This is a genomic window from Amycolatopsis sp. NPDC049253 (assembly GCF_040678995.1).
Lineage (GTDB): Bacteria > Actinomycetota > Actinomycetes > Mycobacteriales > Pseudonocardiaceae > Amycolatopsis.
Genome location: NZ_JBFAQX010000027.1, coordinates 78,493 through 90,270, shown reverse-complemented (window position 1 = coordinate 90,270; position 11,778 = coordinate 78,493). Strand labels below are relative to the sequence as shown.

The 11,778-nt window shown below is 71.7% G+C and carries 10 protein-coding genes; 6 read left to right on the top strand and 4 right to left on the bottom strand.

The features are described 5' to 3' along the window. Positions 1 to 51 precede the first annotated feature (51 nt). From AB0K15_RS38145 to AB0K15_RS38125, 5 genes are all read left to right on the top strand, one after another. The gene (locus AB0K15_RS38145; protein ID WP_364062234.1) at positions 52 to 357 is read left to right on the top strand and encodes a hypothetical protein; all 306 of its coding nucleotides are present in this window, start codon (positions 52 to 54) and stop codon (positions 355 to 357) included. Positions 358 to 509: 152 nt separating this feature from the next. Beyond that, complete coding sequence (locus tag AB0K15_RS38140) at positions 510 to 1,481, top strand: hypothetical protein (RefSeq protein WP_364062231.1); 972 nt, start codon at positions 510 to 512, stop codon at positions 1,479 to 1,481. Positions 1,482 to 1,753: 272 nt separating this feature from the next. Beyond that, on the top strand, positions 1,754 to 2,668 hold the full coding sequence (locus tag AB0K15_RS38135; RefSeq protein WP_364062228.1) for a universal stress protein: 915 nt from the start codon (positions 1,754 to 1,756) through the stop codon (positions 2,666 to 2,668). A gap of 138 nt (positions 2,669 to 2,806) precedes the next feature. Continuing rightward, positions 2,807 to 4,348 carry a CoA transferase gene (locus tag AB0K15_RS38130; RefSeq protein ID WP_364062225.1) on the top strand — a complete coding sequence of 514 codons (1,542 nt, stop codon included), beginning with the start codon at positions 2,807 to 2,809 and terminating at the stop codon, positions 4,346 to 4,348. 67 nt (positions 4,349 to 4,415) lie between these two features. Further along, the gene (locus tag AB0K15_RS38125) at positions 4,416 to 4,616 is read left to right on the top strand and encodes a DUF3072 domain-containing protein (RefSeq protein WP_364062222.1); all 201 of its coding nucleotides are present in this window, start codon (positions 4,416 to 4,418) and stop codon (positions 4,614 to 4,616) included. A gap of 34 nt (positions 4,617 to 4,650) precedes the next feature. On the opposite strand, the gene AB0K15_RS38120 is transcribed toward AB0K15_RS38125, so the two are convergent. Continuing rightward, positions 4,651 to 5,859 (bottom strand): GNAT family N-acetyltransferase, encoded by a 1,209-nt coding sequence (locus AB0K15_RS38120; protein WP_364062219.1) that lies wholly within the window; start codon positions 5,857 to 5,859, stop codon positions 4,651 to 4,653. Positions 5,860 to 6,198: 339 nt separating this feature from the next. On the opposite strand from AB0K15_RS38120, the gene AB0K15_RS38115 reads away from it, so the two are divergent. Next, positions 6,199 to 7,902 carry a phospholipid carrier-dependent glycosyltransferase gene (locus AB0K15_RS38115; RefSeq protein WP_364062216.1) on the top strand — a complete coding sequence of 568 codons (1,704 nt, stop codon included), beginning with the start codon at positions 6,199 to 6,201 and terminating at the stop codon, positions 7,900 to 7,902. Between the two features lie 27 nt (positions 7,903 to 7,929). On the opposite strand, the gene mmsB is transcribed toward AB0K15_RS38115, so the two are convergent. From mmsB to chvE, 3 genes are read right to left on the bottom strand one after another with little or no spacing between them, the layout of a single operon-like run. Continuing rightward, positions 7,930 to 9,153 (bottom strand): multiple monosaccharide ABC transporter permease, encoded by a 1,224-nt coding sequence (gene mmsB / locus AB0K15_RS38110; protein WP_364062213.1) that lies wholly within the window; start codon positions 9,151 to 9,153, stop codon positions 7,930 to 7,932. After that, positions 9,150 to 10,670: a multiple monosaccharide ABC transporter ATP-binding protein gene (gene mmsA / locus AB0K15_RS38105; protein WP_364062210.1), complete on the bottom strand. Its 1,521-nt coding sequence runs from the start codon at positions 10,668 to 10,670 to the stop codon at positions 9,150 to 9,152. The genes mmsB and mmsA overlap by 4 nt, the downstream gene beginning before the upstream one ends. Further along, on the bottom strand, positions 10,667 to 11,767 hold the full coding sequence (chvE, locus tag AB0K15_RS38100; RefSeq protein WP_364062207.1) for a multiple monosaccharide ABC transporter substrate-binding protein: 1,101 nt from the start codon (positions 11,765 to 11,767) through the stop codon (positions 10,667 to 10,669). The genes mmsA and chvE overlap by 4 nt, the downstream gene beginning before the upstream one ends. Positions 11,768 to 11,778 lie beyond the last annotated feature (11 nt).

The following is an 11,778-nucleotide window of genomic DNA, read 5'->3' as shown; positions in this document are numbered from 1 at the left end:
CGCCCGGCGACCGTTTTTTCCCACCACCACGCGATCCGATCGGGGTGACCCATGAACGCCCTCACGTCCAGCCCCCTCCTCGTCGCCGGCGCGCTTCTGCTCGCACTGTCCGGGGCCCGGTGGTCCGGCGCCCGCCGCGCCGGTGCCTCGCGACCCCGCCTGGTCTCCCTGACGGGCCGCGTCCTGCTCAACGCCGGCCTCCTCGTCGCGGTCCAGTGGGTCGTCGTCGCCAACGCCACCAGCACCTGGCTCCTGCTCGCCGTCCTCGGCCTGCCCGCCCTCTTCGCCGCCTACGCCCTCACCCGGGCCACCACCGTCACCACCCTCGACCCACCCACCCGCGACGGCCACCACTGACACGCGGTTCGGGTTGGGCCGACGGTGATCCTGGCGCCGGACGGCCAGGTCGATCACGCCGGGTGGGATGCCGCACGGCAAGCACCCCGTCGCCGTAACGATGTCCCGCTGTCGTCGATGAGGAGGCGACGACGTTTTCTGGGGGCACGCACGTGGAAGAGGAAGACCTGCTCGACTCGCACCCCGATCTGGTGGATCCGGAGTGGCGCAGGCGGGCGGAGGCCGGCGCGCGGGCGGGGGCGAGGAAGGACCGCCGGCAGGTGCGCACGCGCGTACCACTGCGGCGGCCGCGCGGGCGGTGGTGGGGCGCGACGCTCGTCCTCCTCGTCCTCGGCGTGACGGCGGCGGCGATCGTGCTCGTGGGGAGCCGGCCGGAGGCCGAGCCGGTCGCGCCGAATCCGACGGCGGTGCCGGTGCTCGCGCCCGTCGATCTGGCTCGGCCGTACGACCGGACGCCCGCCGAGAACTGGGCCAAGGGGTTCGACGGGATCGCCACCACCGCGACCGCCACAGTCGACCCCGAAGTTGCCACGGAGGCCTACGCGCAGGTCAGGCGCGCGATCTTCGCCGCGCGGCTCGAACCCACCGTCGTGACGGGGCACGACCCCGCGGCCTTCCTGGCGCAGCTGGCACCGGACGCGCGGCCGTGGATCGCGTCGAAGGTGGCCGACCACGACAAGGGCCTGCTGCCGTACGTGACCGAGATCGCCGACGGCTACCGCCTGCTCGACGCCGGCCCGCGGATCTTCGGCACCCTGACCGCGCACCCCGGGGCCAAGCCGGGGGAGCTGGCCGTGGACGCGAAGTACGTGGTCGCCTACGCGTTCGACGATCCCCGGCCCGGCGGCCTGACCGGGCCGGCGCAGATCGTCAGCTTCGTGCGCGTGGACGAGAACTACGTGCTCCGCAGCGGCACGAGCTTCAGCGAAACCAGCCAGGGGCTTTGGATCGACGGCGAGCACAGCGCGTTCTCCTCCGTCGGGTGCGCCGCCGCGAAGACGGGGTTCCTGGCGCCCGGTTACGCCAACCCGCCCGTCGGCCCGACCCCCGCGGGCGAACGCGACGCACCCGGCTACTACGACCCGAGGTACCCGGTGCCGACCCTCGACGGCTGCCCGGGCTGACCCGGCATCGCGTCCGCGCGAATCGTCAGCAGACGGAGGAAAAGCGCGGCGGCCGGCGGTCCGGTGCCGAGCATTCGGCTCACCCGGCGATCTCGGGGAGCAGCCTGCCGAACCGCACGGTCGTCCGCATGCAGACCGACTCGACGGCTGCCCGAAGGGCCGGGCACCGCCGGCCGAAAGTCACCCGGACGGGGGCCTGTTGGCCGTCTCGCGCGCGGGTCCGCCGCGGTTACAGTCCGGAGTGGCGGCAGACCGACGAAGGCGGGGAACCCATGGCAAGCGCGTCCACCGATCTGGTCGTCGGGGTCGACGAGGGCGAGGCGTCGCTGATGGCGGTGCGCTGGGCCGCGCGGATGGCCCGCGAGCGCCGCGTCGGGCTGCGGCTCGTGCACGCCGTGGACGAGATCCCGGTGACGTACCCGCACGCCGCGCCGACCTACGAGGACGCACAGCGCGTCGTCGGCGAACGCGGCGACCGGGTGCTCGGCCGGGCGCGGGCGGCCGTCGCGGAGGTGGCTCCCGAGCTGGCCGCCGAGTCCGTGCTGCGGCCGGAACAGCCGGCGTCGGCCCTGCGCGCCGAGTCCGCATCGGCCGGGATGCTGATCCTGGGGTCGACGGGGCAGCACCGGCTCGGCCGGTTCGTGCTGGGCTCGGTGTCGGTTTCGCTCGCGTCGCACGCGGAGTGCCCGGTCGCGTTCGTCCGCCCCCACGTCGCCGAGGACGCGCCGCCGGTGGACGGCCCGGTCGTGGTCGGCGTGGACGCCACGCCGATCGGGGAGGACGCGATCGGCGCCGCCTTCGAGGAGGCGTCGTGGCGCCGGACCCCGCTCGTCGCCGTGCACTGCTGGAAGGAAGGCTTCCTCGCGTCGGTGTTCGAGGAGTCCGGCTCGTCCTCCGACGCCGACGCGATCGAGGCCCACGAACGGGAACTGCTCGCGCAGCGGCTCGCCGGCTGGCAGGCGAAGTACCCCGACGTGCAGGTCGAGCGCCTGGTCGTGAAGGAGAAGCCGGCCGACGGCCTGCTCGACTGGGCCGATCGCGCGCAGCTGCTGGTCGTCGGCAGCCGCGGCCGCGGCGGGCTCGCGGGTCTGGCGCTCGGGTCGACCAGCCAGAGCGTGATCTCGTACGCGCTGTGTCCCGTCCTGGTGGTGCGCGGGAAGCGGTCGGCGGCCTCGAAGGAAGAGTGAGAGATTCTCCGAAGTCGCCCGGCGGGCCCGCTGCCGTCGCTACGATCGACGCGCTTCGCTGCCCGCCGCACCGCGGCGCCCTGGCGCAGGCGAGCTCGTGGCCCGTGTCGTCGCGGTCCCGACCCTGGAGTGTCCACTGTGGAAACCACCGATCCGCGGGCGATGCGCGACGCCCTGCTCCAGGCGGTGCGCACCCGCGCGGCCGACGACGCGTTCGACCCGCACGCCGAGCTGCGCGAAGTGCTGGCACCACTGGGTTTCACGCCCGAGGACAGCGGCGGTGCCATCACCTTCCTCAAACGTGACCCGCTGCTGCCCAGCGTGATCCGCATCGGCGGGGCGGCGGCCGTCGCGCTGGCCCAGCAGTCGGTGCTCGCCGCGAAGCTGTGGCGGATGCGCACGGGACTGGGTCAGGACATCACGGTCGACCTCGGCCAGGCCATCCGCCGGCTCGCCCCGGCGTCGGAGCTGCGGTGGGAGACGCTCAACGGCTACCCGGCCGACCTGGCCGACCGGCTCGTCGGCTCCTGCCTCGGCTTCTACCCGACACGCGACGGCCGCCACGTCATCCCCGCGAACATCTACCCCGGCCTGAAGTCGAAGATGCTCGCGGTCCTGGACTGCGCGGACAGCCCCGAAGCGCTCGGCCGCGCGATCGCCCGGCACACCGCCGACGAGCTGGAGGAGCTGGGGGAGCGGCACGGCATCGTGTTCGCGAAGGTCCGCAGCGTCGAGGAGTTCGTGGCCGAGCCCGTGTTCGAGCACCTCGCGGCACGGCCGCTGATCGAGATCGAGAAGGTCGCGGACACCCCGCCCGAACCGCTGCCGGACTGGGGCACGCACCCGCTGTCCGGCATCCGCGCGCTCGGCATGGGCCACGTCATCGCCGGCGCCGGCATCGGCCGCTCGCTGGCCGCGCTGGGCGCCGACGTGCTCAACGTCTGGCGTGTCATGGAGTTCGAGATGGACTCGCTGGTCGCCACGGCCAACGTAGGCGTCCGCTCGACCCGCCTCAACGTCCGCGACCCCGACGGCCAGGCCACCCTCCACGCCCTCCTGCGCGACGCCGACGTCTTCTACGCCAACCGCCGCCCCGGCCTGCTCACCGAGTTCGGCGTCGACGCCCACCAGGCCATCGGCCTGCGGCCCGGCCTCGTCCACGTCACCGCCAGCTGCCACGGCGACACCGGCCCGTGGGCGAACCGTGTCGGCTTCGACCAGGTCGCCGGCACCGTCACCGGCATGGTCGCCGCCGAAGGCACCCTGGACCAGCCGAAGCTCCCACCGACGTCGATCATCAACGACTACCTCGTCGCCTGGCTGGGCGCCACCGGCGCACTGGCCGCGCTCATCCGCCGCGCCACCGAGGGCGGCAGCTACCGCGTCCACGTCTCCCTGACGCGCGCCGCCATGTGGGCGACCACCCTCGGCTTCTTCGACCGGGACTACGTCCGCCGCGCCGTCGGCAGCGGCGGCGAGCACGAGCTGCTCGACCCGCAGCTGTTCACGTCGCTCACCCCGCTCGGGCTGTACCAGGGTGTCACGGAAAACGTCACGCTCTCGCGGACCCCGCACCACTACCTGAACGTCCTCTCACCCCGCGGCGCCGACCAGCCGGCCTGGCTGCCGAAACCCCGGCAGGTCGACGTCGCGGCGCTCGCGAAGGTGCTCGGCCGCTGAGTCTGCGATGGCCGGACAGCAGCGGTACCGTCGACTCCGAGCGAACGTGTGTTCGAATGGAGGAGTGATGGCAGACGAGGTCGAACCCAACCCGCAGAAGGACCCGAGCGACTGGACGACCGGCGACGAGCCCATGACCGGCCCGCAGGAGTCCTACTTGCACACGCTGGCGCAGGAAGCCGGCGTCGACGTGCCGGAGGGCCTCACCAAAGCGGAAGCCTCCGAGCGGATCGACGAGCTGCAACGCACCACCGGGCGCGGGAACTGACGTCCGCTCGGCCGCCGAGTCTCGGCCGGCGTCGTCAGAACCAGTGCAGGCAGTGCGGCTGTCGGTCGGAGCGGAACAGCACGTCGGCGGTTGCCGCGGCCTCAGGGTGGTGCGCGTGGACGTGGCCGGCGCGCACGAGGGTGCTCGGGGTGGTGCCGCCGAGGTAGAGGGAGCCGAGGTCGCGCACGTCGAGGGACAGGTCGGGCGTGCGGTCGGTGGGGACGCACTCCGCCTTGCCGTCGCGGACGGTCAGGAGGTGGCGGCCGCGCTCGGCGAGGAAGGGGTCGGTGACGTCGAGGACGAGCTCGCCGTCGGCGAACCAGCCGCGGGTGGTCAGCGCGCGCGGGACGTCGAGCAGCCGCACCCACAGCCAGTCGTCGTCGATCATTTCGCCGGCGCGGAAGTCCGCGAGCTGCCAGCGCAGCGGATGCCACGGCGGGACGTGCTTGAACACCACGCGCGTGACCAGGTCGTGGCCGAGCACGAACCGGGTCAGGGCGGTGAAGACGGCGTCGTCGACGGCGATGGTTTCGTCGACGGACAGCGTGCCCGGCTCACTGAGCGAATAACTGGCGTACCCGTCCGGGGTGCCGTCGGCGTCCCGGTGCACGGCGAGGTACCGCGGCGCCGCGGTGATCGGCGGCTGGCCCGCGCGCAGCTCCCACCAGCGGTGCGGGCGGGACAACGCGCCCGGCTGCGCGCGGCGGTAGCGGTCGTAGACGTCTTCCAGCAGGTCGACGCACTCGTCCCGCTTCAGCACCTCGACCGAGCCGGTGTCGGCCGCCGCCTGAGCCCGCGGTGCGGCGAGCGCGGCCTGGTTGCGCGGCACCGTCAGCTTCCCGGTGTAGGTCGCCGGCCCGTAGCCGAAGCGGCCGTAGATCGTGGCCTCCGACGCCAGCAGCACGGACAGGAACTCACCTCGCGCCCGCAGTTCGGCCAGCTGGTGCCGCATCATCGCGCTGAGCACCCCGCGGCGCCGATGCGAAGGCAGCACCCCGACGGACGTGATCCCGGCCGCCGGTACCACGACCTCGCCGGGCAGCGTGAGCTCGAACGAGTAGGCCGCGGCGGTCCCGACGGGCCGCCCGTCCGCCAGGGCCAGCACCCCGCGGTCCATCTCGAGTGCCGACCACCACAACCCGCCGCCGCCCTCGGCCGGCGTCTCGGGGAACCGCGCGAACGCGGCGTGGACGGTGTCGACGAAGAGGTCGAAGTCCTGCTCGGTCGTGGCGCGGATCTCCACTGCGTGCGTCTCCCGGGGGTGTCGTGGCTGTCGCGCCACATTGCAGCGTCACCACGGGGCCGGGTCAACCCAATTACCGCCACCGCGACCGGCTCCGGCGCCGGGCCATCGCTTCGCCCAACCCGACCGAGCAGCAGGGGAGGACCACCCGGACACCGCCGCGGTCGACAACTCGCACGAGCCAGGCAGCGCTGCGGCTCCCGCGGGCGAGGACCCAGCGCGCACCTGAACGCCCCGCCGGTGGTCACGAGCCGATCGCCGCGCCGGGCGGGACTCTAGTACGCGCAGCGTGCGTAGCATGGGCTCGGACGTGCTCTCTCGCGTGGAAGGAACTCCGGGTTGTCGCCGCCTACGAGCCAGCTGTCGAGCTCGGATGCGGCGACCCCGGCGGAACCGGATCCGGCCAAGGCCCCGGCGGGCCGCTTCGAGCGGCTGCGGCGGCATCGCCGGTGGGCGTTCGCCCTCGTCGGGTTCGCGCTGCTCGCCCAGATGGCGTTCGCGATGGTCACCACGGCCGTCGAGCAGACCCCGACGATCGACGAGCCGGTCTACGTCGGCACGGCCGTCGTCTACCTCGACCAGCACAGCCTGCGGTACAACCCGGAGCACCCGCCGCTGGGCAAGCTGATCATCGCGTCCGGCCTGGCCTTCGCCGACGTGCACATCGACCCCGCCTTCGCCGGCGACGAAACGCAGCTAGGCCGGCGCGTGCTGTACGAGTCGGGCGGCGACCCGGGCCACCTGATGCTCCTGGCGCGGCTGCCGATGATCGTGCTGACGCTGCTGTTCGGGCTGGTCGTCTTCGCGTTCGCGCGCGACCTGGCCGGCCCGGTCGGCGGGCTGATGGCGCTCGCGCTGTACGCCTTCTCGCCCGACGTCATCGCGTACGGCTCGCTGGCCACACTCGACGTGCCGATGGCCGGGTTCCTGCTGACGTCGGCCTGGCTGGTGTGGCGGGCCCGGCTCCGGCCCGCGCGGTACCTCCCCCTGGCGGGACTCGCGCTCGGCGCCGCGATCGCCACGAAGATGAGCGCTCTGCCCGCGGTTCCGGTGGTGCTGCTCCTGGCCGCGTTGTCCGTATGGCACTTCCGCCGCGGCTCCGGCGCGGGCGCGAAACGGACCGCCCTCGAGCTTGTCGCGGCGGTCGTCGGCGTGGGGCTGATCGCCGTCGCCGTCGTCTGGGCCGCCTACCTCGCCGTCGATCCTCGCTTGCGCTGGCAGGCACCACCGGGTCTGCCGACCCTGCACGGCCTGCGCGCGCTCGCCGACTGGCTGCCGGTACCCGCGCCGTACCGCGACGGCATGCACCTCCAGTTCGGCTTCGAAGACCAGGTGTGGAGCGGCTTCCTGTTCGGCCGCTTGTACTTCGGTTCCCTCTGGTACTACCTCCCGGCCGCGATCCTGGTGAAGACCCCGCTCGGCACACTGGCGCTCTGGCTGGCCGGCATCGTCGCGCTGCTCGCGATTCCCCGGCTGCGCCCCGCGGCGCCCTACCTCCTCGTTCCGTCCGCGGTGCTGCTGGCCGCCGCGATGACCGGCAGCCGCGACTTCGGCGTCCGGTACACGGTTTTCCTCCCGATGTTCCTCGCCGTCGCGGCAGCCGGCCTCGTCCTCCTGCGCCGCCGCTGGGCCCACCTCACGGCGGCGGCCCTGGTCGTGTTCACGGCCGTCAGCTCGCTGCTGACGTTCCCGTACTACCTGCCCTACTCCAACGAGGCCTTCGGCGGCCCGGCGCGGACCCACCTGCGCCTGCACGACTCGAACGTCGACTGGGGCCAGGACCTCGGCCGCCTCGCCGGCCGCCTCCACACGACCTACCCGGGCGAGCACGTCTGGCTGGTGTACAAGGGCAGCGGCGTCCCCGCCAGTTACGGCATCGAGGCCGCCGACCCGCTCCGGGTTCCCCCGGACCAGGTCCACGGCCTCCTCGTCGTCTCCGACTCCTCCGTCGCCAAGGCCGACGCCCACCTGAAGTCCTTGCTGGACACCAGCACCACGATCGACGAGGTCGGCCACTCGATCACGATCTTCCGCCGGCCTTAGAAGACCCCCGTCACGGCCCGGGCCGCCCTAAGCCGTGCCGCGACGCTTCGTCCAGATGTCGTACGCGACCGCCGCGAGCAGGACCACGCCCTTGACCAGCATCACGCGCTCGCTCGGAGCGCCGATCAGGGACATGCCGTTGTTGATCACCGCCATGATCAGCCCGCCGGTGATCGCGCCGACGACCTTCCCCACGCCGCCCTGCACGGCGGCGCCGCCGATGAACGCCGCGGCGATCGCGTCGAGCTCGAAGTTCACGCCGGCCGTCGGGCCGGCCTGGTTGAGCCGGCCGGCGAAGATGATCCCGGCGAGCGCGGCCAGCACGCCCATGTTCACGAAGATCCAGAACGCCACCGACTTGACCTTGACGCCCGACAGCGTCGCGGCCTGGAGGTTGCCCCCGACCGCGTAGATGTGGCGGCCGAACACCGAACGGCCGGCGACGAGCGAGTACCCGACCACCAGCACCGCCAGCAGGATCAGCACCCACGGCAGGTTCTTGAACCGCGCGAGCTGCACGACCACCGCGAGCACCAGGATGGCGGCGCCGGCGACCTTCGCGACGAACACCGGGTACGGGTCCACGTCCTGCCCGTACCCGAGCCGCGCGGAGCGCTTGCGCTGCTGGGTGATCGCGATCGCGGCGACGGTGAGCACGCCGACGATCAGGCTGACCAGGTCGGCGCCGCCGAGCGGGCCGAGGCCGATGTTGCCGAGGTAGCCGTCGGTGAAGCCGTTGGACAGCGTGCGGATCGCGTCGGGGAACGGGCCGATGCCCTGGTTGCCCAGCACGGTCAGCGTCAGCGCGCGGAACGCCAGCATCCCCGCCAGCGTCACGATGAAGGCCGGGATGCCGAAGTAGGCGACCCAGTACCCCTGCCACGCGCCGATCACCGCGCCCGTCACCAGGGTGATGAGCACCGCCAGCGGCCACGGCACGTGCAGGTTCACCATGAGCACCGCGGAGACGGCGCCGGTCATCGCGACCACCGAACCGGCCGAGAGGTCGATGTGACCGGAGATGATCACCAGGATCATGCCGATCGCCAGGATCAGCACGTAGGAGTTCTGCACGATGATGTTCGAGATGTTCTGCGGCTCGAGCAGCGCGCCGCCGGTGAGCACCTCGAACAACACCACGATCAGCGCGAAGGCGACGTAGATCCCGCTCTGGCGCGGGTTGATCGAGATCCGCCTGCCCGGGGTTGCGGTCGGGGGCGCGGCGGGCCGGGCCGTGTCCGTTGTGGTCATGGGCGTTCCTTCGTCATGTACTGCATCAGCAGTTCCTGGGTGGCGTCCTCGCGGGCGACCTCGCCGGTCACCCGGCCCGCGGACAGCGCGTAGATCCGGTCGCACAGCCCGAGCAGCTCCGGGAGCTCGGAGCTGATGACCAGCACCGCCTTCCCTTGCGCGGCAAGGGAGTTGATGATCGAGTAGATCTCGAACTTCGCGCCGACGTCGATGCCGCGGGTCGGCTCGTCGAGGATCAGCACGTCCGGATCCGTGAAGATCCACTTGGCCAGCACGACTTTCTGCTGGTTGCCGCCCGAGAGCTTCCCGGTCACGCTGCGCACGGTCGGCGCCTTGATCCGCAGGTCCCGGCGGAACCGCGCGGCGGTGTCGTGCTCGGCGTGCTCGTTGACCCAGCCGCGGCGCGCCAGCTTCCCGAGTCCCGCGGCCGAGACGTTGCGCTGCACGTCTTCGATGAGGTTGAGCCCGTAGCGCTTGCGGTCTTCGGTGGCGTAGGCGATGCCGTGGCGCACGGCGTCGCGGACCGAGCGGACGTCGATCGGCACGCCGTCCTTGACCAGCCGGCCGGAGATGCCGGTGCCGTAGGAGTGCCCGAACACGCTCATCGCCAGCTCGGTCCGGCCCGCGCCCATCAGCCCGGCCAGGCCGACCACCTCCCCGCGCCGCAGCGTCAGGTTGGCGTGGTCGACCACGACCCGGCCCGGCTGGGTGGGGCTGTGCACGGTCCAGTCCTCGATCCGCAGCACCTCGTCGCCGATGTCGGGCTCCCGAGGCGGGAAGCGGTGCTCCAGATCGCGCCCGACCATGCCGGTGATCAGCCGCTCCTCGGTGAGCCCGGTCGCGTCGAGGGTCTCGATCGTCCGGCCGTCGCGCAGGATCGTGACGGTGTCGGCGATCGCGATCACCTCGCCGAGCTTGTGGGAGATGATCACCGACGTCACGCCCTCGTCGCGCAGCCCGCGCAGCAGGTCGAGCAGGTGCGCGGAGTCGTCGTCGTTGAGCGCGGCGGTCGGCTCGTCGAGGATGAGCAGCCGCACCTGCTTCGACAGCGCCTTCGCGATCTCCACGAGCTGCTGCTTGCCGACGCCGAGGTCGCGCACCGGCGTGACCGGGTTCTCCGCGAGGCCGACGCGCCGCAGCAGCTCGCCGGCCTCGTGGTTGGTGCGGTTCCAGTCGATGAACCCGCGCCGGGCCCGCTCGTTGCCGAGGAAGATGTTCTCCGCGATCGAGAGCTGCCCGCACAACGCCAGCTCCTGGTGGATGATCACGATGCCCCGGCGTTCGCTGTCGCGCACCGAGCCGAACTCGCACACCTCGTCGTCGAACCGGATCTCCCCGGCGTAGCTGCCGTGCGGGTGCACCCCGGAGAGCACCTTCATCAGGGTCGACTTCCCGGCGCCGTTCTCCCCGCAGATCGCGTGGATCTCCCCGCGGCGCACGGAAAGGGTGACGTCGGCGAGCGCGGTGACCCCGGGGAAGGTCTTCGTGATCCCGCGCATGCCGAGCAGTTCCGTCACTTCAGCTGCCCCGCCGTGTAGTAGCCGGAGTCGAGCAGCTCCTTCTGGTAGTTGGTCTTGTCCACGACCACCGGCTGCAACAGGTAGGAGGGCACGACCTTCTTGCCGTTGTTGTAATCCGTGGTGTTGTTGACCTCCGCCTTGCCGCCCTTGAGCACGGTGTCGGCCATCTTCACGGTGACGTCGGCGAGCTTGCGGGTGTCCTTGAACACCGTCGAGTACTGCTCGCCGGCGATGATCGACTTGACCGACGCGACCTCCGCGTCCTGGCCGGTCACCACCGGGTAGGGCTGGCCGGCGGTGCCGTAGCCGTTGCTCTTGAGCGCCGAGAGGATGCCGATGGACAGGCCGTCGTACGGCGAGAGCACCCCGTCGACCTTCGCGCCGCCGCCGTAGGTCTTGGTGAGCAGGTCCTCCATGCGCCGCTGCGCGGTGGCCGGGTCCCAGCGAAGGATCGCGGTCGGCGCGAACGTCGTCTGGCCGCTCTTCACCACGAGCTTGCCGCTGTCGATGAGGGGCTTGAGCACGGACATGGCACCGTTGAAGAAGTACGTCGAGTTGTTGTCGTCGGGCGAGCCGCCGAACAGCTCGATGTTGAACGGGCCGGGTCCGGTGCCGAGGCCCTTCACCAGCGAGGTCGCCTGCTCCACGCCGACCTTGTAGTTGTCGAAGGTCGCGTAGTAGTCGACGTTCGGGCTGTTGAGCAGGAGGCGGTCGTAGGCGATCACCGGGATCTTGTGGTCGGCCGCTTCCTGCAGCTGGGTGGTGATCGCGGTGCCGTCGATGGAGGCGATCACCAGCAGCTTGGCGCCCTTGGTGATCTGGTTCTCGATCTGGTTGACCTGCGTGGGGATGTCGTTCTCGGCGTACTGCAGGTCGACCTTGTAGCCGAGCTTCTCCAGCGCTGCCTTGATGTTGTCGCCGTCGTGGATCCACCGTTCCGACGACTTGGTCGGCATGGTGACGCCGATCAGCGCGCCGGCCGACGAGCCGGCGGCCGGCTGCTGGTCGGCCGTCTTGACGCTCGAACCGCAGGCGGCCAGCGTCAAAGCCAGCGCCGCGACGGTGACCCCTCGGATTCCTCGGATGAACTTCATTGTTCGTGCTC